28 protein-coding genes and 1 tRNA gene are annotated in these 26,286 nt (G+C 68.3%); 16 read left to right on the top strand and 13 right to left on the bottom strand.

Annotated features, from left to right (window positions below; genetic code table 11):
* Positions 1-96: 96 nt before the first annotated feature.
* Both E0H45_RS40295 and E0H45_RS40290 read right to left on the bottom strand, forming a co-directional pair.
* Positions 97-699: a transcriptional regulator gene (locus tag E0H45_RS40295; protein ID WP_131347742.1), complete on the bottom strand. Its 603-nt coding sequence runs from the start codon at positions 697-699 to the stop codon at positions 97-99.
* On the bottom strand, positions 696-1,079 hold the full coding sequence (locus E0H45_RS40290; protein ID WP_131347740.1) for a DNA-binding protein: 384 nt from the start codon (positions 1,077-1,079) through the stop codon (positions 696-698). The genes E0H45_RS40295 and E0H45_RS40290 overlap by 4 nt, the downstream gene beginning before the upstream one ends.
* A gap of 72 nt (positions 1,080-1,151) precedes the next feature.
* Between E0H45_RS40290 and E0H45_RS40285 the strand changes: the two genes are divergently transcribed.
* The 3 genes from E0H45_RS40285 (at position 1,152) to E0H45_RS40275 (ending at position 3,355) form a co-directional block, all read left to right on the top strand.
* Positions 1,152-2,291 (top strand): PEP/pyruvate-binding domain-containing protein, encoded by a 1,140-nt coding sequence (locus tag E0H45_RS40285; protein ID WP_131347738.1) that lies wholly within the window; start codon positions 1,152-1,154, stop codon positions 2,289-2,291.
* A 123-nt stretch (positions 2,292-2,414) separates the two neighbouring features.
* Positions 2,415-3,005, top strand: coding sequence for a hypothetical protein (locus tag E0H45_RS40280; protein WP_131347736.1), 591 nt, complete (start codon positions 2,415-2,417; stop codon positions 3,003-3,005).
* Positions 3,006-3,037: 32 nt separating this feature from the next.
* Positions 3,038-3,355: a hypothetical protein gene (locus tag E0H45_RS40275; protein WP_131347734.1), complete on the top strand. Its 318-nt coding sequence runs from the start codon at positions 3,038-3,040 to the stop codon at positions 3,353-3,355.
* A gap of 9 nt (positions 3,356-3,364) precedes the next feature.
* Here the strand turns inward: E0H45_RS40275 and E0H45_RS40270 are convergent.
* The 3 genes from E0H45_RS40270 to bcp form a co-directional block, all read right to left on the bottom strand.
* Positions 3,365-3,445: transfer RNA gene (locus E0H45_RS40270), tRNA-Leu, on the bottom strand.
* 62 nt (positions 3,446-3,507) lie between these two features.
* The gene (locus tag E0H45_RS40265; RefSeq protein WP_238155673.1) at positions 3,508-5,109 is read right to left on the bottom strand and encodes a substrate-binding and VWA domain-containing protein; all 1,602 of its coding nucleotides are present in this window, start codon (positions 5,107-5,109) and stop codon (positions 3,508-3,510) included.
* Positions 5,110-5,477: 368 nt separating this feature from the next.
* Positions 5,478-5,945, bottom strand: coding sequence for a thioredoxin-dependent thiol peroxidase (bcp, locus tag E0H45_RS40260; RefSeq protein WP_131347730.1), 468 nt, complete (start codon positions 5,943-5,945; stop codon positions 5,478-5,480).
* 101 nt (positions 5,946-6,046) lie between these two features.
* On the opposite strand from bcp, the gene E0H45_RS40255 reads away from it, so the two are divergent.
* From E0H45_RS40255 to E0H45_RS40230, 6 genes are all read left to right on the top strand, one after another.
* Complete coding sequence (locus E0H45_RS40255) at positions 6,047-7,627, top strand: circularly permuted type 2 ATP-grasp protein (RefSeq protein ID WP_131347728.1); 1,581 nt, start codon at positions 6,047-6,049, stop codon at positions 7,625-7,627.
* Positions 7,628-7,643: 16 nt separating this feature from the next.
* Complete coding sequence (locus E0H45_RS40250; protein ID WP_131347726.1) at positions 7,644-8,588, top strand: alpha-E domain-containing protein; 945 nt, start codon at positions 7,644-7,646, stop codon at positions 8,586-8,588.
* Positions 8,552-9,427: a transglutaminase family protein gene (locus tag E0H45_RS40245; protein ID WP_238155672.1), complete on the top strand. Its 876-nt coding sequence runs from the start codon at positions 8,552-8,554 to the stop codon at positions 9,425-9,427. The genes E0H45_RS40250 and E0H45_RS40245 overlap by 37 nt, the downstream gene beginning before the upstream one ends.
* 4 nt (positions 9,428-9,431) lie before the next feature.
* Complete coding sequence (locus tag E0H45_RS40240) at positions 9,432-10,475, top strand: glucose 1-dehydrogenase (protein WP_131347723.1); 1,044 nt, start codon at positions 9,432-9,434, stop codon at positions 10,473-10,475.
* Positions 10,476-10,542: 67 nt separating this feature from the next.
* Complete coding sequence (locus E0H45_RS40235) at positions 10,543-10,806, top strand: DUF3618 domain-containing protein (RefSeq protein ID WP_130381886.1); 264 nt, start codon at positions 10,543-10,545, stop codon at positions 10,804-10,806.
* Complete coding sequence (locus E0H45_RS40230; protein ID WP_130381884.1) at positions 10,803-11,141, top strand: GroES family chaperonin; 339 nt, start codon at positions 10,803-10,805, stop codon at positions 11,139-11,141. Before E0H45_RS40235 ends, E0H45_RS40230 begins: the two co-directional genes overlap by 4 nt.
* Here E0H45_RS40230 and E0H45_RS40225 read toward each other — a convergent pair.
* Positions 11,132-12,196: an FAD-dependent oxidoreductase gene (locus E0H45_RS40225; RefSeq protein WP_131347721.1), complete on the bottom strand. Its 1,065-nt coding sequence runs from the start codon at positions 12,194-12,196 to the stop codon at positions 11,132-11,134. The two genes, E0H45_RS40230 and E0H45_RS40225, sit on opposite strands and share 10 nt — an antisense overlap.
* A gap of 84 nt (positions 12,197-12,280) precedes the next feature.
* Between E0H45_RS40225 and dapC the strand changes: the two genes are divergently transcribed.
* The 3 genes from dapC to E0H45_RS40205 all read left to right on the top strand — a co-directional run bounded on the left by dapC (position 12,281) and on the right by E0H45_RS40205 (position 15,569).
* Positions 12,281-13,381 carry a succinyldiaminopimelate transaminase gene (gene dapC / locus E0H45_RS40220; RefSeq protein ID WP_202872768.1) on the top strand — a complete coding sequence of 367 codons (1,101 nt, stop codon included), beginning with the start codon at positions 12,281-12,283 and terminating at the stop codon, positions 13,379-13,381.
* Between the two features lie 272 nt (positions 13,382-13,653).
* Positions 13,654-14,802, top strand: coding sequence for a M15 family metallopeptidase (locus E0H45_RS40210; RefSeq protein ID WP_238155671.1), 1,149 nt, complete (start codon positions 13,654-13,656; stop codon positions 14,800-14,802).
* 128 nt (positions 14,803-14,930) lie between these two features.
* Entirely contained in the window at positions 14,931-15,569 is a 639-nt protein-coding gene (locus tag E0H45_RS40205; RefSeq protein ID WP_131347715.1) for a hypothetical protein, read from the top strand.
* Here E0H45_RS40205 and E0H45_RS40200 read toward each other — a convergent pair.
* On the bottom strand, positions 15,559-16,545 hold the full coding sequence (locus E0H45_RS40200) for an alpha/beta fold hydrolase (protein ID WP_131347713.1): 987 nt from the start codon (positions 16,543-16,545) through the stop codon (positions 15,559-15,561). The two genes, E0H45_RS40205 and E0H45_RS40200, sit on opposite strands and share 11 nt — an antisense overlap.
* Positions 16,546-16,694: 149 nt before the next feature.
* On the opposite strand from E0H45_RS40200, the gene E0H45_RS40195 reads away from it, so the two are divergent.
* The 3 genes from E0H45_RS40195 to E0H45_RS40185 are packed head-to-tail and all read left to right on the top strand — an operon-like array spanning position 16,695 to position 19,879.
* A complete protein-coding gene (locus E0H45_RS40195; protein WP_131347711.1) occupies positions 16,695-17,849 on the top strand; it encodes an amino acid deaminase/aldolase in 1,155 nt (384 codons plus the stop codon).
* Positions 17,846-19,147, top strand: a complete 1,302-nt coding sequence (locus E0H45_RS40190; protein ID WP_131347709.1) for a D-arabinono-1,4-lactone oxidase — start codon at positions 17,846-17,848, stop codon at positions 19,145-19,147. Before E0H45_RS40195 ends, E0H45_RS40190 begins: the two co-directional genes overlap by 4 nt.
* Before the next feature lie 9 nt (positions 19,148-19,156).
* Positions 19,157-19,879 carry a PIG-L deacetylase family protein gene (locus tag E0H45_RS40185; RefSeq protein ID WP_131347707.1) on the top strand — a complete coding sequence of 241 codons (723 nt, stop codon included), beginning with the start codon at positions 19,157-19,159 and terminating at the stop codon, positions 19,877-19,879.
* Here the strand turns inward: E0H45_RS40185 and E0H45_RS40180 are convergent.
* The 5 genes from E0H45_RS40180 to E0H45_RS40160 all read right to left on the bottom strand — a co-directional run bounded on the left by E0H45_RS40180 (position 19,869) and on the right by E0H45_RS40160 (position 23,395).
* Positions 19,869-20,276, bottom strand: a complete 408-nt coding sequence (locus tag E0H45_RS40180; protein ID WP_131347705.1) for a hypothetical protein — start codon at positions 20,274-20,276, stop codon at positions 19,869-19,871. The genes E0H45_RS40185 and E0H45_RS40180 overlap by 11 nt on opposite strands.
* Before the next feature lie 57 nt (positions 20,277-20,333).
* On the bottom strand, positions 20,334-21,263 hold the full coding sequence (locus tag E0H45_RS40175) for an alpha/beta fold hydrolase (protein WP_165546779.1): 930 nt from the start codon (positions 21,261-21,263) through the stop codon (positions 20,334-20,336).
* Between the two features lie 25 nt (positions 21,264-21,288).
* On the bottom strand, positions 21,289-21,825 hold the full coding sequence (locus E0H45_RS40170) for a DUF6817 domain-containing protein (protein WP_131347701.1): 537 nt from the start codon (positions 21,823-21,825) through the stop codon (positions 21,289-21,291).
* A gap of 466 nt (positions 21,826-22,291) precedes the next feature.
* On the bottom strand, positions 22,292-22,738 hold the full coding sequence (locus E0H45_RS40165; RefSeq protein ID WP_131347699.1) for a DUF6319 family protein: 447 nt from the start codon (positions 22,736-22,738) through the stop codon (positions 22,292-22,294).
* A gap of 39 nt (positions 22,739-22,777) precedes the next feature.
* The gene (locus E0H45_RS40160; protein ID WP_131347697.1) at positions 22,778-23,395 is read right to left on the bottom strand and encodes a TetR/AcrR family transcriptional regulator; all 618 of its coding nucleotides are present in this window, start codon (positions 23,393-23,395) and stop codon (positions 22,778-22,780) included.
* A 70-nt stretch (positions 23,396-23,465) separates the two neighbouring features.
* On the opposite strand from E0H45_RS40160, the gene E0H45_RS40155 reads away from it, so the two are divergent.
* On the top strand, positions 23,466-24,902 hold the full coding sequence (locus E0H45_RS40155; RefSeq protein WP_131347695.1) for an MFS transporter: 1,437 nt from the start codon (positions 23,466-23,468) through the stop codon (positions 24,900-24,902).
* On the opposite strand, the gene gndA is transcribed toward E0H45_RS40155, so the two are convergent.
* The gene (gene gndA / locus E0H45_RS40150; protein ID WP_131347693.1) at positions 24,830-26,269 is read right to left on the bottom strand and encodes an NADP-dependent phosphogluconate dehydrogenase; all 1,440 of its coding nucleotides are present in this window, start codon (positions 26,267-26,269) and stop codon (positions 24,830-24,832) included. The genes E0H45_RS40155 and gndA overlap by 73 nt on opposite strands.
* Positions 26,270-26,286: the final 17 nt, after the last annotated feature.

Genomic DNA, 26,286 nt, shown 5'->3' with positions numbered 1-26,286 from the left:
GCCGGGTAGTGCACCTGAGCGTGATTGTGGTCGTGCGTACGGTGTCTCGCTGGTGCTCTACCTGTCGAGCTTGCACACCAGCGCGCCAGCCGTGCATCACATCGAGTCGCAGCGGTGCAGGTTGAGGGTGGCTAGTAGATCCTCGTGGAGTTCGAACCAGACGCGGTGGCAGGAGTCGACGTCGCTGCGGTCGACCCAGGCGGTCTCGCCTGCTGTGGCGCGTGCGAGCGCTTGAGAGAATCGCCGGTCATATCCGCCGAACCGCGGCAACACCTCCGTCAACCGTCGGGCGATGCTCCCGAGCGCCCCGTCGATCACCTTGAGCTCGTGCAACACCCCGGTGTCCCATTCGGGGTCGGTGTGGTCGTTCGCGGCGAGGGGGTCGGTCGGCGTCGGCCGCAGCTGCCAGTCGGTGCAGGCCTGCTGCAGCATGCCGTTCAGCGGCAAGAACTCGGCGTACACCTCGCGTACGGCGTCGACGTCGGTCAGCTCAGCCTTGAGTAGGCGCTCGTTCTCCGTGCGGCCTGCTTCGGTGAGCGACCAGCCTGACGTACCCGCGAAACTGCTGTACGTCGCCCAGCCGCGCGCCTCGGCATCCTTCAAGGTGTCCTCGACGCCCTGCAGCTCGAAACGTCGCGCGATCGCCTGCGTGTCCGCGAAACCCAGTAGTCGGACCGCGTGCAGTACGAGGTGCATCATGAGTCCTGCCGTGCGACCAGCCGGTTGAACCGCTGCTGACAGGCCTGCGGCGAGCTGAACCCCATCGCGTCGGCCATCTCCGCCCAGGTCAGCCCTGCGCTCCTGGCCATGAACAGCAGTCCGGCCTCGACCTCGTCGACCTCCGCCCGGGCGGCCGGCACCAACGCCAGCGCCGCTAGCAGATCGTCGTCGCTCAGATCAGCTGCCCGCCAGGCCGCGAACTGCGTGAAATCCACCGCAGACAACGGGATCGGCGCCGGGCGCCACGGTCGCGCCGGTAGATCCTTCGCGCCTAGGTCGAGCAGTTGTTCCCGAGCCTCGCGCTGGCGTTCGGCCTGTTCCTGGTCCGCGGTCGCCGCGGCGTCCTGCTTGCGTCGCATCCGCCTACAGTGGATCATCAATAGAACGTTGTCAATATTCTGTTGTCAACGTTTCGTTGATAGGAGCCTTGGATGCTGGTGCCCCTCGCGGACGCGACCACCGACCGGTGCGGCGCCAAAGCAGCCACCCTCGCAACCCTTCTCCGCAACGACCTACCGGTCCCCGAAGGCGTCGTCATCCCGTTCGGTGCTCAGCAGGCCGGCGATGGGCTGCCGGACGGGCTCGTCGATGAGCTCTCGCGGTGGCTCGCGAGCGTGGGTGATCCGCCGGTCGCCGTGCGGTCGTCGGCCGCGAACGAGGACACCGCGCTCGCATCGGCAGCGGGTCAGCACGACAGCTTCCTCGGCGTACAAGGGATTGCGGCGGTTGTTGACGCCGTGCGGGCGTGCTGGGCGTCGGTGTGGTCTGCGCGCGCAACGGCGTACCGCAACGGATCCGAGGCACCGGCGATGGCGGTGATCATCCAGCGTCACCTGGACGCCGACGTCTCCGGCGTGATGTTCACCAACCCGAACGGCCCCACGCTGATCGAGGCCTCGTGGGGCCTGGGCCCGAGCGTCGTCGAGGGGCGCGTAACCCCCGACTGCTACCAGGTCACCGCAGCCGGGACAGTCACCCGCGCGATCGGCGACAAGCTCACGTCCCTCGACCGCCAGGGCTCAGCCCTGACCGTCCGCGAAGTCCCCACCGATCAACGCCGTACGCCGGCCCTCTCCGACGCAACCGCCGTACAACTAGCAGCGCTAGCCCAAACAGTCACCACGCTCCTGGGCGGCCCCCAAGACATCGAATGGTCCCTATCCACCAATACCCCGTGGCTCCTACAGTCCCGCCCCATAACAACCCAACCACCCCTCGCCGCCCGCGCGCCCCTCACTGGCGAGCGCGCGAACCGGCGACTGCTGACCGGCATCCCAGGCAGCCACGGCACCGCAACCGGCCCCGCCAGAGTCGTCCGCGGTCCAGCCGACTTCCCCCAGGTCCACCCCGGCGACATCCTCATCTGCCCGCACACCGACCCCGCCTGGACCCCGCTCCTCTCCATAGCCGCCGGCGTGATCACCGAGCAAGGCGGCCCCCTCTCCCACGCCGCCATAGTCGCCCGAGAACACAAAATCCCCGCCGTACTAGCCGTGCCCCAAGCCACAACCCAGATCCCCACCAACACCCCCATCACCATCAACGGCACCACCGGCACCGTCCACCTCTGACCAGTGCGTTCCAGTTGAGTGAGGGTTTTGAACGATCCACTGTTACCTATAGCCAGAACCACTACTCACCGTTACTGTTCGCCGTGTATCCCGAGGGGGGCTCGGGGACCGGGGGGAATCATCATGTCTCAGCAATATCCGCAGTACACGCACGATCCGAACCAGCAGCAACTGCAGCCGGGTCAGGGATTCGGCGGCAATCCGCCGCTCGGCCCGACGCCGGAACCGCAGCTGCAACCGCCGCCGAAGAAGAGGCGGCGGTGGGTTCCCTGGGTTGTTGCCGCAGGAACCTTCCTGCTCGGGTTGATCATCGGCACCACCGGGAGCAACAGCAGCGGCTCAACCACGGCGGGAACTGGCGTACCACAACCGGCCGTGACCAAGACTGTGCCCGGCCCTGCCGGTGCGACCGTTGCGGGACCGACCGTCACGCAGACGGTGCCTGGACCGGCGAAGACGGTGACGGCGCCGCCGCCTGCCCCGAAGGCTGCGATCACCGAGGACGGGGTGTACCTGGTAGGCACCGACATCAAGCCCGGCACCTACCGCAACGGCAACGAGGACGACTGCTACTGGGCCCGCCTCAAGAACACCAACGGCGACCTCGATGGCATCAATGCCAACGGCAACGGCGGCAACCAGGTCGTCACGATCAAGAAGACCGACAAGGCCTTCGAGAGCCGGTACTGCGGATCCTGGACCAGGATCGGCTGACCGTACGTCGACGTTCGAACGAAGGGGGAATCATGTCGAATTCCATGGCGGCCGGTGCCCGCGTTGCGGTGGCGATCGGGGTGGTCAAGTGGGTGCTGATCGGGCTGGCGATGGTCGCGGCAGGGGTCAGCATTCTGCTGACGCTGGTGGACCCGACCTCTGAGTACACCGTCGCGGCCGGGATCGCGGGGGCTCTCGGTTGCGTCGTGTGGAGCCTGTTTGTGTGGGTGTTGTTCGGGTGGTTCGAGCACACGTTGTCGGCGTTGGTTGCGATCGCCCGGAACACCGGACAGCAGTTGCCGGTGTCGTACGACGTACCGCCGGCGGCGTACGAGCAACGCCGGGGCTGAATGCTGTTGTGCCTGAGGCGGGAGTTGAACCCGCACGCCCGGGGGCACCGGCACCTAAAGCCGGCGTGTCTGCCGTTCCACCACTCAGGCTGAGGAGGGCTGGTGCCTCCCCCGGGTAGACATCCTAGGGGAGGCGTCGGCCTTCGGTGGGGTCAGCGGCTCTGCAGGGCGTCGATGAAGACGTTCTTCAGGTCGCCGGGGTTGCGGGCGACGTACGCCGCGCCGCCGGTGGCTCCGGCCAGGGCGCTGAGTTCGTCCGCGTTCGCTTCGGGGCCCATGCCGAGGGCGATGATGCGGACCGGGCGGGACGGGTCCTGCTGGGCCTTGAGCGCCTGGACGGCCTCGGCCAGCGTCGGGCTGCCGGGGTCGTCGTTCTTGCCGTCGGTGAACAGCAGGACCGTGTTGACCGCGTTCGACTTGTAGTCCTGCCGGACCTGCCGGACCGCGGCGATCGCGGTGTCGTAGAGCCCGGTGCCGCCGTTCGGGATCGGGTGCTGGATCTTCAGCTGGTCGACGATCTTGCCGCGCTGCCGTTTCGACAGCGGCGCGATCGGCACCAGCGGTTTGTAGTCGGCCTTGTCGGCGCCGATGGTCGTCGAGAACGTCCACAGGCCGAGTTCCGCGCTGTCCGGGAACAGGCTGAGGCCGCCCGCGGCCGCCTCGATCGTGAGCTGCATCCGGGTCTTGGCGCCGACCTTCTCCGCCATCGAACCGGAGATGTCGATGACCGCCAGCGAGTGCGTGGACAGCGACAGCCGGGTCCAGTTCTGCAGCGTGGTGTCGATCGCCTCGCTGGTCGGCTTGGTCAGCTGGTTCACGTCGCCGACGCCGCGACCGCCGCCGAGCGGGTTCAGTGTGGTGTCCCGGAAGCCGGCCTGGTCACGTGCCTGCGTGGCGCTGTCGGTGAGCAGCTCGGTGGCCAGCGCCTGGGCGGCGTCGTTCGCCGAGTCGGTGTCGGACTTCGCCGTGACCACGATCGGGTAGTCCAGGTACAGCGTGCCGGTGTCCGGCTGGATCGCCCGGAGCTGAGCCTCGGGGTGCGCCTCCTGGTACTTCAGGAAGGCCTGCTCGGACGCCGGTACGACGGTCTTGCTGCCGTCCTGGTCCGCGCGACCGAACAGCGCGTTGACGTCGGTGAACGGCCTGGCCATCGACCCGAGCCGCTGGGCCAGCGGGACGATCAACTGCGACACCTGACCGTCGGAGGCTGTCGTCTTCTGCCGCTCGCTCTGCACCGCCAGCAACGTGAGTGCGCCGGGCGAGGTGTTCAGCGGGTCGAGCAGCGCCGGCTGGTTGGCGGCCATGATGCGGAGCCAGGACGAGGTGTCTGCGAAGTTGTCGCGCCGTCCGACGATGACCATCGGCGACGTGGCAATGGAGGCGACCGCGATGCTCGGGACGCTCTGGCCGTCGTCGGCCTGGGCCACCCACAGCGAGGAGTCCGGAACCCACAGGTCCGGCCGGTTGTCGCTGCCGTGCGCGACGTCCCGCGCGATCTGTGCCGACGGTGCCGCGCTGACAGTGACCTGCAAGCACGGGGTGCCGTCCTTGCCGCCCTTGGCCGCCAGCGACTTGGCCGCGGCTTCGAGCGGGGACTGCATCTCGGGCGTGGTGGCCAGCTGGATCTGCGCCGGGTCGGCGCAGGCCTTGCCGCCGCCGAGGAACCCGTCGGCGCCTGCCTCGGACCCGAAGGAGCGGACTACAAAGACGGCGCCCAACGACAGCACCAGTAGCCCGACCGCGGTGATGTACACCGACCGACGGTTGTTGTTACTTCGCGTCACCGCAGAGGAATGTTTTCCCATCGCGGCAGGTCCCTCCCTCCCAGAGGCAGACTGCGCGCGCAGATTACCCGGTTTCCGCACGTCACGGCGAAGGCCGCCAAAGGTCGTGACACACCCGTCGCTGAACCGGAACCGTCCCTGGAGTACGGCTCTTTCACAGGAACGCTTAAAAACTCACCCAGAGTGCCGACTCCGCTGCGGTCCGGTGAGATGTTGGTGTGATCCAAATCACAGCGGTAGTTTGCTTCAAACGACCGTTCCATGGACCAAGGTCATGAAACGGTCGAAGGTTTCCCTCCGGAAACGCCCACGGTGAGGTGCCTTTTCACAATTCCAGGTCACAGGCCCAGGTCGCGGCGCAGCTTGGCGACGTGGCCGGTCGCCTTCACGTTGTACTGCGCGACCGCGACCTTCCCGTCCGGGTCGACGACGAACGTGGACCGGATCACGCCGGTCACCTTCTTCCCGTACATGGTCTTCTCGCCGAACGCGCCGTACGCCTCCAGCACCGCCTTGTCCGGGTCGCTGAGCAGCGGGAACGTCACGCCGTCGCGCTCCCGGAACTTCGCCAGCTTGGCCGGCTTGTCGGGGGAGATCCCGAGTACGGCGTACCCGGCGGCCTGCAGCGAGTCGAGCGAGTCGCGGAAGTCGCAGGCCTGCTTGGTGCAGCCCGGAGTCATCGCGGCCGGGTAGAAGTAGACGATCACGTTCTTTCCGCGCAGGTCCGCCAGTGCCACCTCGTTGCCGTCGGCATCGGGCAGGGTGAAGTCGGGGGCAGTGTCGCCAACGGACAGACGTTCGGACATCAGGGTCCTCCACGGGGTAGGTCTACTGGCGCAATGTTACGTGCGGAAGAACTAGGCCCTGTCGGGGTGCGAGCGGACGCCGAGTGGGTGAAGATCTGCAAATGAGCCGCGCATCCTCCCGCCAATTGTTCGACGGCTATCTGGACCCGCGTCGTCCGCATGCCGAGGCGTACGACGAGATGTTCGATCCGGTCGACGGCGTGCGTACGGCGTACAAGCGGCTGCACGACTCGCTGCAGCCGTTGCAGCCCGCGGATCTGACCACCCGGTCCGAGGCGCTCGACCGGGCGCTCGTCGACCAGGGGATCACGTTCAGCCTGTCGGGGGAGGAGCGGCCGTTCCCGCTCGACCTGGTGCCGCGAGTGATCACGGCGTCGGAGTGGTCGCGGCTGGAGCGTGGCGTCGTCCAGCGGGTGCGGGCACTGGAGGCGTTCCTCGCCGACATCTACGGCGAGCAGCAGATCGTTGCGGACGGCGTACTGCCGCGCCGGCTGATCACCTCCTGTGAACACTTCCACCGGCAGGCAGCCGGGATCGCACCGCCGAACGGTGTCCGCATCCACGTGGCGGGGATCGACGTGGTGCGTGACGAGCAGGGCGACTTCCGGGTGCTCGAGGACAACCTGCGTAGCCCGTCCGGGGTTTCGTACGTGATGGAGAACCGCCGGACGATGGCACGGGTGTTTCCGGACCTGTTCGCCAAGCACCGGGTCCGTGCGGTCGGCGACTACGCCGTACACCTGCTCCGCTCGCTGCGGGCCGCGGCACCGGGCGTGACCGACCCGAACGTCGTCGTGCTGACACCAGGCGTCTACAACTCGGCGTACTTCGAGCACTCGCTGCTGGCACGCCAGATGGGGGTGGAGCTGGTCGAGGGACGGGACCTGTTGGCCCGCAACAACGTCATCTACCTGCGGACGACAGAAGGCGAGCAGCGGGTCGATGTGGTCTACCGGCGGATCGACGACGAGTTCCTGGACCCTGTGCAGTTCGTTCCGGACTCCGTGCTCGGTGTGGCCGGTCTGGTCAACGCAGCGCGCGCAGGCAATGTAGTGATCGCCAATGCCATCGGCAACGGTGTCGGTGACGACAAGCTGATCTACACGTACCTGCCCGAGATCCTGAAGTACTACCTCGGTGAAACGCCTCTACTGCCGAACGTCGACACGTACCGGTGCTGGCTGCCCGCAGAGCAGGCGGAAGTACTGGACCGCCTGGACGAGCTGGTCACCAAGCCGGTGGAGGGTTCTGGTGGGTACGGCATCGTGTTCGGGCCGGATGCGTCGCCTAAGGAGCTGCAGGCGCAGCGGCGGCGCATCAGGGCCAACCCACGTGGCTGGATCGCGCAACCCGTCGTACAGCTGTCCACTGTGCCGACGAAGGTCGGTGAACGGCTGCAGCCGCGCCATGTGGACCTGCGGCCGTTCGCGGTCAACGACGGCGAGGACGTGTTCGTTCTGCCAGGTGGACTGACCAGAGTGGCGATTCCCGAGGGCAGTCTGATCGTCAACTCGTCACAGGGCGGCGGGTCCAAGGACACCTGGGTGCTGGCACCCAGAGCGTCCGGTGAGGACGCCGAGCTGCGCGGGCCTGGTCTGGCTACGGCGGCAGTGAAGCCGGACCGTACGGCGACACCGGAACAGGGTCCCGAACTGAACGTCGCCCAACAGCAGCAACAGTGATAAGGAGGTGCTGACGATGCTCGCACGCAACGCCGAGTCGCTGTACTGGATCGGCCGGTACGTCGAACGCGCGGACGATACTGCGCGGATCCTCGACGTCTCGGTCCACCAACTGCTCGAGGACGCGACCGTCGACGCCGACACGGCCAGCCGCCGGCTGCTCTCGGTCCTCGGCATCACCCCACCCGACGGCAGCGAGCTGGACGTGTGGGGCCTGACCGAGCTGGTCGCGATGTCGCCGGAGACAGGGTCGATCGTGTCCTCGATCGCCAGCGCGCGGGAGAACACCCGGGTCGCGCGTGAGGTGGTGTCGAGCGAGCTGTGGCAGTGCATCAACGCGATGTGGAACGCCGTACCCGAGCGGCAGCGCGCTGCTCGCCGGGTTGGCCCGCACGAGTTCTTCACGTTCGTGGAGGACCGGGCCGCGATGTTCGCCGGGTTGGCGGACTCCACGATGAGCCGGGACGACGGCTGGCGGTTCCTGGTGCTCGGGCGGTCTGTGGAGCGAGTGGACATGCTTGTCCGGCTGCTGATGTCCCGTGTGGGCGACAAGCCCACGTCGCCCGGCTGGGTGACAGTACTGCGTTCTGCGGGTGCCCACGACACGTATCTGCGGACGTACCGTGGTGCGCTCGACGCGTCCCGGGTAGTGCAGTTCTTGTTGCTGGACCGGCTGTTCCCGCGGTCCGTGTTCCATGCGCTGCAGCAGGCGGAGTCCTGTCTGGAAGACCTCGACCACGGGCCGTCTGCGCGGATCGGTGCCGGTGCGGAGGCGTCGCGGTTGCTGGGGAAGGCGCGGAGCGATCTGGAGTTCCTGCAGCCGGCGGAGTTGCTGGACAACCTGACCGGCAGACTGCAGGCGTTGCAGGCGACGGTCCGCGACGTCGGTGAGGCGGTGTCCCGGCAGTACTTCCATGCGGTGCCATGGATCGAGTGGAACAACACGGAGGTGAACCTGTGAACTGGCGTCTCCGTGTCGTGCACACTACGGGCTACCGCTACGCGACGGCCGTTACCCAGTCCTACAACGAAGCCAGGCTGACGCCACGTCATGACGACCGTCAGAACCTCATGGTGGCTCGACTGGAGACGGTCCCCGCGGCCCGTGCGTACAAGTACACGGACTACTGGGGCACCGAGGTCAACTCCTTCGACCTGCACACTCCACACACCGAACTGAAGGTGATCGCGGCCTCTGTCGTCGAGACGAGCGACCAGACCCCACCGTCCGCTGAGGTCACCTGGGTGCAGCTGAAGTCACCAGAGGTCCTGGACACGTACGCCGAATACCTGGAGTGGACCAGCTACGTGCCAAAGCACCGGGAGCTGTCCACAGTCGCCCGCTCGCTGCGGAGGGGCAGTACGCCGGAGGAGACCGTACTCGCGGTGTCCAAGTGGGTCCACGACACGCTGAAGTACCAGCGCGGCACCACTGGTGTGCACTCGTCCGCTGTCGACGCATGGCAGGCCGGTGAGGGCGTGTGCCAGGACTACGCGCACCTGACCCTGGCCATGCTGCGCGCGGTCGGCGTCCCGAGCCGGTACGTGTCGGGCTACCTGCACACGAAGCCGGACGCGGCAGTGGGCGAGAAGGTCGTTGGCGAGAGCCATGCGTGGGTGGAGGCGTGGACCGGCGAGTGGTGGGGCTTCGACCCGACCAACGACATCTCGATCGGGCACCGGCACGTATGGGTGGCGACCGGCCGCGACTACGCGGACGTGTCGCCGCTGAAGGGCATCTACTCGGGTGACGCGGCGACGGCCATCGAGGTGACCGTCGACATGACCCGGTTAGCCTGAGCCGATGCGGGCCATGACAGTCACGCCGGGCAAGTCCGACTCGGCGACAGTGGGCAACGTCCCAGAACCACCCGTCGTCGACGGTTCGATCCTGGTGGAGGGCCTGCTGACGGGCATCTGCGGGACCGACCTGGAGCTGGTCTCCGGATCGTTCGGCAGCGGCCGGCCGGGCGCTGACCACCTCGTCATCGGACATGAGTCGCTCGGACGCGTGCTGGAGGCACCTCTCGGTTCGGGCTTCGCCACCGGGGACCTGGTCGCCGGAGTGGTACGCCGACCCGACCCGGTGCCCTGTCCGGCGTGTGCACGGGGTGAGTGGGACTTCTGCCGCAACGGGCAGTACACCGAGCGCGGCATCAAGGAGATGGACGGGTACGGCGCTGAGCGCTGGCGGGTCGACCCGTACTTCGCCGTACCGGTGCCTGCTGCGTTAGGAGAGCTCGGTGTGCTCGTGGAGCCGGCCAGCATCCTCACCAAGGCGTGGGAGCAGGTGGACCAGGTCGGAGCCCGATCGTGGTTCGCTCCGCAACACGTACTGGTGACGGGTGCCGGACCGATCGGTTTGCTCGCCGCACTGATCGCCCGGCAGCGCGGGTACGACGTACACGTGCTGGATCGGGTTGAGGACGGGCCGAAGCCAGAGCTGGTACGGGCGCTTGGCGGGACCTACATCACCGACCTGGAGCAGCTGGACGTCGTACCGGATGTGGTGATCGAGGCAACGGGTGCTGGGCAACTGGTGTTCGACTGTGCCTCGCTGCTGCCGGCCGCTGGTGTGATGTGTCTGGCAGGGATTCACCCCGGTCCAGCGACGGTCGACGTGCAGCTCGACGCGCTGGTTCGGCAGCTGGTGGTCCGCAACGCCGCCCTGGTCGGGACGGTGAACGCAGGGAAGCGGCACTACGCGGACGCCGTGGACGTGCTGCTGGCCGCGGACCGGTCCTGGCTGGAGCGGCTGATCACCCGGACCGTGCCGCTGTCCGAGTGGCCGGCCGCATTGGTGCGGGAACCGGAAGACATCAAGGTGGTCGTGGACTTGCTGCGGTGACCTGCGAGGATGGTGGGTGACGAGGGGCAGAGCGGGGCAGCCCCGCCGATGGAAGGAGCGCCGACACGTGTCGGACACGAAGGCTCGGACCGCCGAGCAGATCGAGGCGGACATCGCCGCTACCCGGGCGCGCCTGGCCTCGACCGTGGACGAGCTGGTCGACCGGGCGAACCCGAAGAACGTCGCCCTGCGGCAGGTCGAGCAGGCCAAGTCCCAGGTCTTCGACGAGCAGGGCCAGCTGCGGACCCAGAAGATCGTCGCGGTCGCCGGTGCCGTCGTCGGCGTGGTCGGCGTACTCCTGGTGATCCGCCGCCTGGTAGGTCGCCGGTGACTTCACGCAAGCGGCTGTCCGACGACAAGCTCCCGATCCGGATGCTGCACGACCGCGTCCTGGTCTCCCTCGAGCAGGAGGGCGAGCGGAAGTCGTCGGCGGGCATCCTGATCCCCGCCACCGCGCAGATGGGCCGCCGCCTCTCCTGGGCGAAGGTGGTCGCGATCGGCGCGAACGTGCGGACGGTCGAGGTCGACGACCGGGTGCTGTTCGACCCGGAGGACCGGGCCGAGGTGGAGGTGCGCGGCGACGACTACATCCTGCTGCGCGAGCGCGACCTGCACGCGGTGGCCGCCGGCCGCCTGGAGGACGGCCAGACCGGTCTCTACCTCTGAAATCTGAAACGAGCCGCCGTTGGGGCGGCGCCGGTGACCAGGTCGCGGACGAGCGCGCCGACCAGCGGCACGAACTTGAAACCCTGGCCGGAGAACCCGGCGGCGACCGTGATCGGTCCGGCGCGGTCGATGACGAAGTCGGACGTCGGTGTGTTGTCGTAGAGACAGCTGATCGCCGTGGACCTGTGGGGGTCCAGTCCCGGATACCACTGTTCGACGTACTCCAGCAGGGCCAGGTCCCGCTCCGGCTCCGGCTGGAAGTCGCGCTGGTCGGGGTCCACCTGCGGCCCGGTCGCGTGCAGTCCGACCTTGACCCCGGAGCCGGGCTCGTAGAGGCCGTAGCTGGTGGGGCCGTGGTGCAGGAAGGACGGCCACTCCAGCTCGTCTGACACGGGAGTGAAGAACCGTGGCTGCTCCTGGGTCACTGTGAACGGTGGCAACGGCACCAGTCCGTGCACCAGCTTCGGAGTCCATGGACCAGTGGCCAGTACGACGTGCCGCGCCCGCACCGCGCCACCTGGTACGTCGAGCTCGACCAGACCGTCGTGTACCCGCAGCGCCCGTACTGGTGACTGCACGCGGAACTCGGCGCCCAAACGACCAGCCACGACCTGTAGCGCGTGAACGGTCCGATCGGCGTACAGCCGGCCCGACCCCGGCTGGTACAGGACTGGGGTCTCGAACCGGAACCCTGGCCACCGCTCCGCTGCCTCTGCCGCCGGCAGCACCAACCCGGTTGCCCCGTGCAACGACCGGAAGGCCGCGATCGACGCGTCACTCATCCCGTGGTCGATCCCACCGGTCTCCTCGAGCAGCGTCTCGCCTGACTCCGCCTCGAGCTCCCGCCACAGCGGCCGTGCTCGCTCCGTCAGCTCAGCCACCTCGGCGTCGTCCGCAGCCGGCCGGAACAACCGCGTCGCGCCGTGCGACCCGCCCCGCTCGTGCCCGAGCGTGAACTGCTCCAGTACGACGACCTCTCGCCCGGCCGCGGCCAGTGCCCGCGCGGCCGCGGACCCCATCGCACCGGCCCCCACCACTGCCACGTCATACGTCATTCGGTCACCCCCTGTCCGCACTGATCGTAGTGATGTGGACAGGCAATCTCAGCTGCCGAGCGGGTGGGGGAGAATAGGCGGGTGATCTTCGAGACCTCCAGCCGGTTGCCAGACTTCCCGTGGGACAAGCTCGCCCCTTACAAGCAGAAGGCGGCTGCGCATCCTGACGGGATCGTGGACCTGTCGGTGGGCAGTCCTGTCGACCCGGTGCCGGCGCTGGTGAAGCAGGCGCTGGCCGACGCGGCGGACGCCCCGGCGTACCCGACGACGATCGGTACGTCGGCGGCGCGGCAGGCGGCCGTGGACTGGATGGTGCGGCGGCTTGACGTGACCGGCGTCGACCCGCAGAGCGGCGTACTGCCCGTGATCGGCACCAAGGAGCTGATCATGCTGCTGCCGACGCTGCTCGGCATCGGGGCCGGTGACACGGTCCTCATCCCGGACCTGGCGTACCCGACGTACGAGGCCGGTGCGGCGCTCGCCCGGGCCACCAGCGTCCCGGTCGCAGACCCGACGACGTACGACGGGCCGGTCCGGGTCGCGTACCTGAACTCTCCGCGCAACCCGTCCGGAGAGATCACCCCGCCGGCCGACCTGCGACGTGCGGTCGAGTGGGCGCGGGCGAACGACGTACTGCTGGTCAGCGACGAGTGCTACACCGAGTTCGGCTGGGACGAGAAGCCGGTGTCCGTGCTGCACGCGGACGTGTCCGGTGGCAGCTTCGACAACCTGCTGGCGGTGCACTCGCTGTCCAAGCGTTCCAACCTGGCCGGGTACCGCGGTGGTTTCGTCACCGGTGACCCGACCGTCGTGGCCGAGCTGCTCGCGGTCCGCAAGCACGCCGGGCTGATGGTGCCGTCGCCGATCCAGGCCGCGATGGCTGCCGCGTTCGCCGACGACGCTCATGTCGAGGAGCAGCGTGCCCGCTACCTGCGTCGCCGTGCCGTACTGCGGGACGCGCTGACCGATGCGGGCTGGGAGATCACCCTGTCCAACGGCGGGCTGTACCTGTGGGCGTCGCACCCGTCGTACGACGCGTACGGCTCCGTCGGCGCACTGGCGGACCGGGGGATCCTGGTTGCACCCGGTGCCTTCTACGGGACTGCGGGTGACCGGCACGTCCGGGTCGCGCTCACCGGGACCGACGAGCGCATCGACGCCGCTGTGAAGAGACTGCAGGAGTAAAAGAACTTCCCGCCTTCGTGTGACGTCTTCCCGGGTGACTGCCTCTTATAAGGGGTAGGTGCTGTCCAGGGAGGGTGAGGCGGATGCAACGCGTCGTTGGGGTGGCGGTCGCAGTTCTGTTGAGTCTTGGGTCGGTCGGTGTGGCGCATGCGGACGAGAGTCCTTCGCCGAGTGTCACACCGTCGGTGACTCCTACTGAGACGCCTACAGAAACGCCAACTGAAACACCCACTCCTACCCCCACTCCTACACCGACGCCTACACCGAAACCAGTGGTGACTCCGGCGGCGGCGTGGTCGATCACGTTGGACCAGCCGGCCGCGTCCTGGGAGGACAAGCCGACCGTCCTCACCGGCAAGATCAGCCAGCCGATCACCGGCTCGTACATCACGCTGTGGCAGCGCGTCCCCGGTGCGTGGGTGCTGCGCGCCTCGACCCGGACCACGACCGGCGGCGTGTACAGGTTCAGCTTCGTGTCGGCGTACACGGGCACCTGGGCGTTCCGCACGATGATCGGGGTCAAGGCAGAGACAGCGCTCGCGATCTCGGACTACCGGACCGTGCCGATTCAGGACCGGAAGATCCTGATCAACACCCCGGCGTCCTGGTACGCGACCCTGACCGGCGTATCGGTCACCGGACGGATGGTGCCGGCCGAGCCAGGCAAGGAGCTCGCGCTGCAGGAGTACCTCGGCAGCGGCGTGTGGCGACTGCTGAACATCGCCACGATGGATGCAGGAGGCAACTTCCGGCTGCGGGTCCCCGACGACCTGCCGAAGACGCGGACCGTCCGCGTCGTCACGCGGTACGTCGCCCAGCCCGCGATGGAGTACTCCGGTCTCGCGACGATCGTGATCAAGGCGGCACTGAATCCCAAGGTGTACGCCGTCTCCGCCGCGATGGTGCCGAACACGTACCGCGCCGGATGCCCCGTGACGCCGTCGTCGCTGCGGCTGCTGCAGCTGAACTACTGGGGTTTCGACGGTCGCGTGCACCGCGGCGAGCTGATCCTGCGGGACGCGGCGGTGGCGAAGATGATCACGGTGTGGACCTCGACGTTCGCGTCGAAGTTCCCGATCCGGCAGATGCGCCGGGTGGACGTGTTCGGCGGCAGCGACATCAAGTCGATGGCGGCCGACAACACGTCCGCGTTCAACTGCCGCCGCGTCACGGGCGATCCGTACTCGCTGTCGCCGCACTCGTACGGGTGGGCGATCGACATCAACACCGTGGAGAACCCGTACCTGGCCGCGAACGGCGTCTGGTACCCGTCGAACGGGCTGACGTACCGCAGCCGGTCCGTGGTGCGTCCGGGCATGCTGTTCTCGAGCAGTGTCGCCACGAAGGCACTGATCGGCCAGGGCTACTTCTGGGGTGCCGGCTGGGCCAAACCCGATTACCAGCACTTCGAGCCGAAGTGAAAGCCCTAGTAGTCGCCAGCGCGTTGTCAGTTGTTCTGGTCGGCTGCAGCTCCAACTCGGCCGCCCAGGAGCCCACACCGACATCAACACCGACTCCGATCCCCACCGTGGTCGGCGGGACGGTCCCGGTGCCCACCAACACTCTGAGCTCCACCAAACCGACAGATGCAGCAGTACCGCCGGAGGTGCCGGAGCAGGCGACCGCACCGCCTCCGGCAAACGCCGGTCCGCTCACCGCAGGCAACCTCCCGACACCTGACAAGCTCGGCACGGGCTGGAAGACCTACACAGACCCAGGCGGTGCAGAGGCAGGCTTCATCGGCAACAACACCTGGACCCGCCGACGCGACCCACACCAGGCCTCGTACGAAGCACTGCCCTCTGGCTGCGCCGGCCAGCCAGTCAACGGCTCGCTGCCTGTTCCCGCGTACGCCCTGACTGGCAGCTACCGCACAGCCGACGCGCTACCTGCTACGGCGCTCCTGCTCCGCTTCAGCAACGCCAACCAGGCGACGACCTACTACAAGGGCTACAAGGCACGCATGGACGCCTGCGGCACCGGCGGTGACCTGAGTGTCAAACAACTCTGGGCCGATGACGCAGCTGCTGCCGCGGTGCGTGCGTACGCCGGTGCGGAGTCGTACGTCGACCTGTCCGTCGTCCACGGCTCGACAGTCGCTCTACTCGCCACCACGTCCACACACCCAGATCAGCAGGCCGACTGGGCGCGCAGCGTCGTACCGACTCTGGACGCCGTCATCGACTAGCGTCGACCACTGCCTGCGCGAACTCCCGCGGTGCCTCTTGGGGCACGTTGTGCCCCACGTCGAAGGTGCGGTGCTCGTAGCGGCCGATGAAGTGGTCCCGGTACGACGACCCGTTCCCGGTCGGCGTGAACGGGTCGTAGCGGCCGTCGATGGTGATCGTCGGTACGGCGATCTTCGGCGTCTTCTGCAGTTTGCTCTCCAGTTCGGCGTACTCCGGCTCGGCCGGGATCAGGCTCTGCCGCCACCGGTAGTTGCCGATCACGATGGCCTCGTAGTCCGGGTTGTCGAAGGCGGCCGCGGTCCGGGCGTACGTCGCGGCGCTGTACTTCCACGTCGGCGAGTTGAACTTCCAGATGAACTCACCGATCTCCCGCTTGTACTGGTGCAGGCCTTCCACGCCGCGCTCGGTGGCGAAGTAGTACTGGTACCACCAGGCGTTCTCGGCCGCGGGCGGCAGCGGCTTCTTGTTGAACTCCAGGTTGGTGATCAGGTACCCGGTGACCGGGACCAGTGCCTGGACCCGCTCCGGCCAGAGCGCGGCGATGATGTCCGCGGTCCGCGAGCCCCAGTCGTAGCCGGCCAGCACGGCCTGCTGGATCCCGAGCGCGTCCATCAGGGCGAGGATGTCGAGCGCGAACGCGGCCTGGTCGACGTTGCGCGGCGTGGCGGCCGAGCGGAACGTCGTACTGCCGTGGCCGCGGAAGTACGGCACCACGACACGGTAGCCGCGACGGGCGAGCAGCGGGGCGACCTGCTCGTAGCTGTGGATGTCGTACGGGAAGCCGTGCAGCAGGAGCACGGGGATGCCGTGCGCCGGCCCGAGTTCGACGTACCCGACGTTGAGAACGCCCGCGTCGATCTGCCTGACCGGCCCGAACGGGAGCTTCGGAGAGGCGGCCGCGCCGGCTGTGAGGAACGGGGTGGCCAGCGCGGTGGCGCCGGCGGTCCGGAGGAGGGTGCGGCGGCTGACGTTCATGAGAATCCTTCCGAGTGGGAGTGGATCCAGATTCACCCGTGCAGGACCTGGGTCGCGCCCGTGAGACACCCTGGTCCGGACTCCCCAGGGTCTGAAGTCGGAGGAGAAGTTGTATTACCTTTCAGTATTTCGTGTCCTACACTCCGGTTATGGGTAACTTCGACCGGTATGCCCGCCTGACCGCGCGGCTGGACGCGCCGTACGCGGTGATCGACCTCGCCGCGTTCCGGCACAACGCCGACGATCTGGTCCGGCGCGCCGCCGGTACGCCGATCCGGATCGCCTCCAAGTCGGTCCGCTGCCGCGCGCTGATCACGGCCGCGCTCGAGCGGCCCGGGTTCCACGGCGTGATGAGTTACGCGCTCCCCGAGGCGCTCTGGCTGGCCCGCAACGGTGTCGACGACATCCTGCTCGGCTACCCGACGACCCACCGGGCCGCGCTCCGCGAGCTCTCCGAGGACCCCGAGGCGGCGTCCCGGATCACGCTGATGATCGACTCGCCGGAGCACCTCGGCTACGTCAGGGCCGCCGCGACCGGCGCTGCCCGGATCCAGATCTGCCTCGACGTCGACGCCTCGCTGCGGATCTTCGGCCAGCACCTCGGCGTCCGTCGTTCGCCGCTGCGGACCCCGTCCGACGTGGCGGCGCTGGCCCGTACCGTGGCCGCCGACGACGCGTTCGAGCTGACCGGCGTGATGTTCTACGAGGCGCAGATCGCAGGCCTCCCCGACACGTCGCCGGCCGTTCGCTGGGTGAAGCGCCGTTCGGCCGCCGAGCTTGCCGACCGGCGCGGCGCGGTCGTCGACGCGGTCAAGCAGGTCGCGCCGCTCCGGATCGTCAACAGCGGCGGGACGGGCAGCCTGGAGATCAGCAGCGCCGACCCGGTCGTCACCGAGGTCACCGCCGGCTCCGGCCTCTACGGCCCGACCCTTTTCGACAAGTACGACGTGTTCCAGCCCGAGCACGCGATGGCTTACGCGCTGGACGTCGTACGGCGGCCCGCGCCGCGGATCGCCACGCTCTTCGGCGGTGGGTACGTGGCCTCGGGGCCGGCGAAGAAGTCGCGGCTGCCGCTGCCTGCCGCGCCGTCGGGACTGAAGCTGCTGGGCACCGAAGGCGCCGGCGAGGTGCAGACTCCGGTCCAGGGACAATCGGCCGATCGGCTACACATCGGCGACAGAGTGTGGATGCGTTACGCGAAGGCGGGCGAGATGCTGGAGCGGTTCGACGTCCTGTACGCGATCGAAGGTGAGGACGTCAGCGAGCTCAAGACCTACCGGGGAGAAGGGAAGAACTTCGGATGAGCACCTGGCGGAACTGGGCCGGCACCGAGTCGGCCACCGGTATCGAGACCCTGCGGCCAGGTTCGGCCGACGAACTCGCGGCCGCGGTGAAGTCCGCGGCCGATGAAGGCAAGAAGCTCAAGGCGGTCGGCTCCGGGCACTCGTTCACAGGCTGCGGGGTGCCGCAGCAGGTGATGGTCCGGCTGGACGGCCTGTCCTCGATCGTCCACGCCGACAAGGAGTCCGGCCGCGTCACGGTCGGTGCGGGCACCGGACTGCGGAAGCTGAACGCGGGCCTGGCGGCGTTCGACCTCGCGATGGCGAACCTCGGCGACATCGACAAGCAGACCGTCTCCGGCGCGATCTCCACCGGCACGCACGGGACCGGCGCGCGGCTCGGCGGACTGGCCACGCAGGTCGTCGCGCTCGACCTGGTCACCGCGGACGGGTCGGTGCTGCACTGCTCGGCGGAGGAGAACCCGGACGTGTTCGCCGCGGCCCGGGTCTCGGTCGGCGCGCTCGGCGTGATCAGCTCGCTGACCCTGCAGTGCGTGCCGGCGTACCTGCTACGCGCGCAGGAGATGCCGCTGTCGCTCACCGACGTGCTGGACGGGTTCGACGAACTTGCCAACGGCAACGACCACTTCGAGTTCTACTGGTTCCCGCACACCGAGATCGCCCTGACCAAGCGGAACAACCGGGTCGGCCCGGGCGTCGGCGCCTCGCCGGTCGGCCGGGTCCGCGGCTGGATCGACGACGAACTGCTGTCCAACAAGGTCTTCGAGCTGACCAATCGGCTCGCGGTCCGGCGGCCCGGGATGGTGCCCCGGATCAACCAGCTCGCCTCGCGCGCGCTGTCGGCGCGGGAGTACGTCGACGCGTCGTACAAGGTGTTCTGTTCCGAGCGCACCGTGATCTTCCGCGAGTCGGAGTACGCCGTACCGCGTGAGCACGTCGTCGACGTGATCCGCCGGCTGCGGGAGTGGATCGACACGTCGAGGTCGCGGATCCCGTTCCCGATCGAGGTCCGGGTGGCCGCGCCGGACGACATCTGGCTGTCCACGGCGTCCGGGCGCGAGACGGCGTACGTCGCGATCCACCAGTACCACCGGCTGCCGCACGACCCGTACTTCCGGGCCTTCGAGAACATCGTCGCCGACTACGACGGCCGGCCGCACTGGGGCAAGCTGCACACGCTCACGGCGGATGACCTGCGCACCCGGTACCCGCGCTTCGACGACTTCCTCGCGGTCCGCGACCGGCTGGATCCGCAGCGGACGTTCGAAAACACCTACACCCAGCAGGTCTTCGGGGACTAGCCTGCGGACATGAGCACTCAGGAACGGCTCGAACCTGTCGTCGAGGACTGGCAGAAGGCGCTGGCCGTGGTCGCGCATCCGGACGACCTGGAATTCGGTACGGCGGCCGCGATCGCGCGCTGGACCGCACAGGGCAAGCAGATCGTGTACTGCGTGCTGACCTCCGGCGAGGCGGGCATCGACGGCGTCGACCCGGCCGAGTGCGGCCCGCTGCGCGAGGCCGAACAGATCGAGTCGTCCCGGATCGTCGGGGTCTCCGCGGTCGAGTTCCTCGGCCAGCCCGACGGCACCATCGAGTACGGCGTCGCGCTCCGCCGCGTGATCACCGCCGCGATCCGCCGGCACCAGCCGGAGATCGTCATCACGAACAACTTCCGCGACACCTGGGACGGCGACGTACTGCTGAACCAGGCCGACCACATCAACACCGGCCGCGGCGCGCTCGACGCGGTCCGGGACGCCGCGAACCGGTGGATCTTCACCGACGCCGGCGACAAGTGGGACGGCGTACGGCAGGTCTGGGCGGCGGGATCACCCGACGCGCGGCACGGGGTGGACACCACCGACACGTTCGACGTCGGAGTGCAGTCGTTGAAGGCGCACAAGGCCTACATCGACGGGCTGAACTGGCCACATTTCGACCCGGAGGAGTTCCTCGAAGGCACCTCGCGCCCGGCCGGTGCTCTGCTGGGCACGAAGTACGGCACGCGGTTCGAGGTCTTCACTCCTTGAGGTAGGCCCGCAGGTGCGGCGGCGTCGGCTTCGGACGCCGCGGCTCGCGGTCGCCGGCGGTGCCGGGGCCGGGCGGGTTGTCGGGGCCGACCCACGAGCGGACCAGCGCACGGCCGCCCTTGCGGGTCATCCGGTGCAGGTCGATCTGCTGGACCTGACTGGCCGGGATCCCGAGCTGGGCGAGGCTCCGGTTCGCCATCGCGCAGGCGGTGTCGTGCTTGCGCGGCGACATCTTCTGCTGCAGGACGACCGCGATCGTCCCGTCCGGCAGGTCCTCGATCCGCTGGAACCGCAGGCCCTTGTCCAAGGACCACGAGTTCAGGGCGAGGTCGATGTAGTCGGCGTTGGACAGTCGACGATCGGGCTTCGCGCGCGCAACCACTTCGTAACGGGCCATATCCCGATCATCCGTCGTAGGTCGCCGGATTTCCAGGAATCAATGCGGCGTCTGCGCTCAGCGAAGTGCGTTGATCGCGGCCGCCACCTCGGCCGGGTTGGAGATCGGAGTGAGGTGGTTGGCGTTCGGGATCAGCGTCGGCGCGGGGGCTCCGATGCGGGTCGCGGTCTCGGCCGGGTTGCCGCCGTTCGTGTCGTCGACGCCGAAAACGACCGCTTTGGGGAGCTTCAGAGCGCTCAGCTTCGCCAGCCGCTCGGGGGCGACCGCGGGGATGCCGTGCGCGGTCATCTGCCAGACAGCCTTCTCGGCGCCGGGCTGCCGGAACGGGCGGGTCCAATCGTCGACAACCATCTCCGGGCAGTCGGGGGAGCAGACGTTGTTGTAGATCTTCTTCAGCAGCCAGCCCTGGTTGAGCACCAGCCGGAACAGCGACGTCCGGTACGGCGGGACGATCAGCCAGCGCGGCGGCCCGGCCTGCCCGCCCGGCAGCGGCAGCCCGTCACCGTCGAGGAACATGATCCCGCCGATCCGGTCCGGCGCCTCCAGCGTCGCCTCGGCCGCGATCCCCGCGCCGAGCGAGTGCCCGACCAGGATCGGCCGCGGCTGACCCGGCCCGCCGAGATGCATCGCGTCCAGGAACCCGAGCAGCTGCGCCGCGAGATGCTCGACCGTGTACGGCGCCTTGCGCTCGGAGTACCCGTAGCCGGTGATGTCGTACGCGTACACGCGATGGTTGGTGGCGAGCAGCGGTACCAGCCGCGACCACGTGTCGACGGACTCCGCCGACCCGTGCACGAGTACGACGGGTGCTCCCGACGTACCCCAGGTGTCGTAGCGGGTGTTGACGTCGCCGGCCTGCACGTACTTGAGGCCGGGTGGAGGTGCTGCGGTTCCGTTGGTGACGAGGTTGTAGCCGAGAGATGCCGCGGTGACGACCAGCCAGAGCCCGAGAAGTCCCAAGAACCCCCGCCACAGGAACCGTTTCACAGGTCTTAGTTTTACAGGCCCTCGTTTACAGCTGGAGGATGCGCTGCGACTCGGTGAGGACTGCGGGGGAGGCGAGGGACTGCCAGCGCGGAATCTGTTCCTGGAGGAACGGGCGCAGCTTGAGGGCACGCTTCGCGTCGTGGTCGAGGACGTCGAGTTCGTTGACGATGGTCAGGTCGACGAAGTCGCGGAGGTCCTCGCTGCCGAGCTCCTCCGACGTACCGGTGAAGCGGTCCGTCACGGTGCGGTGCTCGGCGAGGTCGCGCCAGGTGGTCTCCCGGTCGCAGGCGCCGTACCGGTAGACGAGCAGCTCGGCCTCGGTGCCGATCACCGACTCCAGGACCGGGCGTTCGGTCTGCCAGTCGAAGAGGTGGGTCGGGAAGCCGTCGGTCCCGTACGCGGCGTGGGCGAGGCCACCCAGCACCAGAGTGTCGGACGCACCGAGGGAGCTGAGGCGCTTGGCCACGCGGTGCAGGTGGACGTACAGGCTTCCGCCCGCGTGGTCGATCTCGTCGGCGCCGCGCACCATCAGCAGCGAACCCAAGTCCTGGAAAGTGCTCATCTGACCCCTTCTCACCCCGGAGCGGCCAACCAGATCAAGGCCCACCGACCCGGCCCAGGTCACCCACGGTAAGGCCAACCCACCACCCCCGCCCACCACCCCGGCGTGCCGTTTCAGTCACACCAGCCCTGGCCTCCACTCGCCCGGTGCACAGGAACTCGTGTGGCCGGACAGGAAATAACCTGTTCAATGCACCCGCCACGCGGGCGCAGCCCCGGTTCCCGCGCGCAGCCACGCCGTCCCAGGTCCTGTCCACCACTCCAAGAGGCGCGCGTCAGGTTGTTGCGGTGGGCAACGGGGTCGACGCGCAGCAGGTTTAGGACAGCTTCAGTAAATCGTCAGAACCCGCCCGCAACCACCTCACACGGTTGCGGACGGGTTCTGCATTTCCTGCCCGTGGTTGATCAGGGAAGGTGACCGGCCACGGGGAGCCTGTCGTCGGGATCAGGCGGGATCAGGCGGGCGCTCAGTCGAGGTCGGCGAGGGCCTTGCGGGCGGCTTCGAGTTCGGCTTCGAGGGCGGCGACCTTGGCAGCCTGCTGGGAGCGAGCCTCCTCGATGACCTCGTCGATCGGGGTCGACAGGTCCTCGTGCAGCTCCTTCGCCGCACGCGACACCGCGGCCGCGGCAACGGCCAGGTCGCGGGCCAGGTACGTCGTGCCCTGCTTCAGCTCGGCGCGCCACTCACCGTCCGCCGTACCGGTGACGGTCAGCGTCAGCTCGATGGTCTTCGTCTTCTTGCTCGCGGCCTTCTTGGCCGGCGCCTTCTTCGGCTTCACGGCCTCGGTGGGCTCCGCGGGCTCGGCCGGCGCTGGGGTGGAGGTGGATTCGGGGGCGGCCGTCGACAGGTTGATCGGGTCGGGAGTGTCGGCGAGGTCGGACGGCGTCTCAACTGCCAGAGTGTCTACAGTCATCGTTGCGGCGATCTCCTTCGGAACTGACGCGGACGACCATTAGAACACATGTTCGATTGGCACGCCAACCAGCCTGCAGAGAAAACGATCGACCTGGTCCTCCAGGGGCGGCAGATCGGCCTCCGGCTCGTTGATGCGGATCGAGACCGCGCCGTGCACCGCCGAGCGCAGGTCGAGCGCCACAGCTGCCGCGTCGTCCGCCGGTGCGAGCCCTGCGTCCATGCAGGCCTGAACGGCGGCGATCGCCCGGACTGACAGCTCCTCCTTGAAGACCAGGTGCATCCGCCGGTTCAGCGTGCTCTCGTGCAGCACCTTGTAGAGGCCGGCGTACTCGCGCGACCAAGCACCGAGGAACAGCACGCGTGCGCGTAATCGGCGTACCGGATCGTCGCCGCCGCTCGCCTCGGCCTGTTCGAGGTCGCGCAGCAGGTCGGCGGTGGATTGTTCGAGCGCCGCGAACACGAGCTCGTCGCGATCGGTGAAGTGGATGTACACCGAGGTCGCCGCGATCCCGACCTCGCGAGCGACCGCGCGCAGCGAGAGTGCCTCGTCGTCGCCGAGCTCGTTCAGCATCCGCAACGCGGCGTCGATGATCTCGCGCCGCAGGAGCTCGCCCTGCCCGCGCCGGTTCCGGCTCCGCGTCGTCCCAGCGTCCATGAACCCGATTGTATTGCAACGCACGTTGCCTTACAGTCGTAGCACTACAGCTGTTCACTTAAGGATGACCATGAGCGAACTCAAGACACAAATCGCACCGTCGCCGGTGCTCACGCGGCGGTGGTGGGCGCTCGGGGCGGTGGCCACGGCGCAGTTGATGGTGGGGATCGATCTGACGATCGTGAACATCGCGTTGCCGTCGATGCAGCAGGACCTGGGGTTGTCGGATCCGTCTAGGCAGTGGGTGATCACCCTCTTCGCGCTGGGGTACGGCGGACTTCTGCTGCTCGGTGGACGGATGAGCGACCTGATCGGGCGGCGGCGAGCGCTCTTGATCGGGCTGACCGGATTCGCACTGGCCTCCGCGCTCGGTGGGGCAGCGACCGGTGGGGCGATGCTGCTCACCGGACGTGTGCTGCAGGGCGTCTTCGGTGCGTTGCTGACTCCAGCCGTGCTGGCAACGCTCGCCGCCTCGTTCCCGGCGCCGGAGGAGCGTGGAAAGGCGTTCGGGATCTACGGCGCCGTCATGGGCAGTGCGTCCGGACTGGGCATCCTGGCCGGCGGCGTGTTGACGGAGTACCTGGACTGGCGCTGGTCCATGTACGTCAACCTCCCCATCGCTGCACTGGCCGCGGCTGGTGTCCTGTACGCCGTACCTCCGGTGCAACGCACTAGCGGCGTGCGCGTCGACGTACTAGGTGCGCTGCTGGCTACCACTGGGCTGATGGCAGTGGTGTTCGGATTCGGCCGAGCGGAGTCGAACGGCTGGAGCGCGCCCGCGACGTACGTGTCATTGGCTGCCGGTGTGGCACTACTAGCTGCGTTTCTGGCAGTGCAGACCCGAGTGGCGTCCCCACTGCTGCCGCTGCGAGTGGTGCGAGACCGCAAGCGAGGTGCCTCGTACCTGGCCGTCTTCAGCCTGGCGATCGGCATGTTCGCTGCCCTGTTCTTCCTGACGTTCTACCTGCAGACCGTCCGCCACTACTCGCCGATCCGCGCCGGTCTGAGTTTCCTGCCGCTGACAGTCGGACTGATGGTCGGCGTACGTGCGGTGAGCCGCCTGCTGGCCAAAGCGAGCGTGCGCGCGCTCATCTGCCCTGGACTGCTGACCATCGCGGCAGGTCTCGCACTGCTCGGTCTCCTGCGCCCGGACTCCAACTACTGGCTGCAGGTCATGCCGGTGTTCCTGCTGGTCGGTTTGGGCACCGGCTGGGTCCTGGTCACGGCCAACAGCACCGCCACCCTCGGCGCTGGTGCCGACAGTGCAGTTGCCGGCGCCATGGTCATGACGTCCCAGCAGGTCGGAGCATCAGTGGGTACGGCGCTGCTCAGCACAGTCGCCGGAACAGTGGCCGCGCACTCCGACGCCGTCCACGGGTTCAACGTGGCCGGCGTCGGAGCGGCGGGCTTCCTGTGTGTTGCTGCGGTTGCTGTCTACGCGGTCGCCTCGGAGCGGTCGCCGGACCACTCCAGGTGGAAGTTGCCCTCACGGTCGACGCGCTTGTAGGTGTGCGCTCCGAACAGGTCGCGCAGCCCCTGGATCAGAGCAGCAGGCAGCCGCTCCGCCCGCAGGCCGTCGTAGTACGAGAGCGCCGCCGAGAACCCAGGAGCCGGTACGCCGACGGTCGCCGCGGTCGCCACCACTCGGCGCCACGCGTCCTGGCCGCTCGTGACCGCATCCCGGAAGTAGTCGTCGACCAGCAGTGACGGCAGTTCCGGGTTGCGGTCGTACGCCTCCATGATGCGGTCCAGGAACCGCGCCCGGATGATGCAGCCGCCCCGCCAGATCTTCGCCATCGCGCCGAGGTCGATGTTCCAGCCGTACTCGTCGCTGGCCGCCCGGATCGCGTCGAAGCCCTGCGCGTACGCGACCAGCTTCGACGAGTACAGCGCGTGCCGTACGTCGTCGATGAACGCGTCCCGGTCAACCTCCGCCTTCACGTCCCCAGGCCCGGGCAGTACGCCGGCCGCGGCCTCCCGCCGTACGACGTCACCCGACAGGGACCGCGCGAACACCGCCTCGGCCATACCGCTGACCGGGATGCCCAGGTCGAGCGACGACTGTACGGTCCACCGGCCGGTGCCCTTCTGCTCCGCCTGGTCGAGGACGACGTCCACGAACGAGCCGCCCGTGGTGGGATCGGTCTGGCTGAGGACCTCGGCGGTGATCTCGATCAGGAACGACTCGAGGTCGCCGGTGTTCCAGTCCCGGAACACTTCCGCGAGCTCCGTCGGGGACAGACCGAGGACGTGCCGGAGCAGGTCGTACGCCTCCGCGATCAGCTGCATGTCGGCGTACTCGATGCCGTTGTGCAGCATCTTCACGAAGTGGCCGGCACCGTCCGGGCCGACGTGCACGCAGCACGGCTCGCCGTTCACGTGCGCGGAGATCTTGGTCAGCATCGGCTCCAGCGCCGCGTACGACTCCGGTGAGCCGCCCGGCATGATGCTCGGGCCGTTCAGCGCGCCCTCCTCGCCGCCGGAGACGCCGCTGCCGACGAAGTGCAGGCCCTTCTCCTTCAGCGCGGCCTCGCGGCGCCGGGTGTCGGCGAAATGCGCGTTACCGGCGTCGACGACGATGTCGCCCTCGGCGAGCAGCGGCACCAGTTCGTCGATGACCGCGTCGGTCGGTGCGCCGGCCTTGACCATGATGATCACCTTGCGCGGCGGCTCCAGCGACTCGACGAAACCCGCCAGGTCCGTGGAGGGAATGAACTCGCCCTCGGAGCCGAACTCCGCGACCAGCGCGTCGGTGCGGGCCTGGGAGCGGTTGTGGAGGGCGACGCGGAACCCGTTGCGCGCGAGGTTCCGGGCCAGGTTGCGGCCCATCACCGCGAGGCCGGTGACGCCGATCTGGGCTTTGGCAGAACTCATCGAAATCTCCCGCAGTC

Origin of the sequence: Kribbella soli (genome assembly GCF_004331345.1) — a bacterium.
GTDB classification, from domain to species: Bacteria; Actinomycetota; Actinomycetes; order Propionibacteriales; family Kribbellaceae; genus Kribbella; species Kribbella soli.
This window is presented reverse-complemented; position numbering and strand designations above follow the sequence as displayed.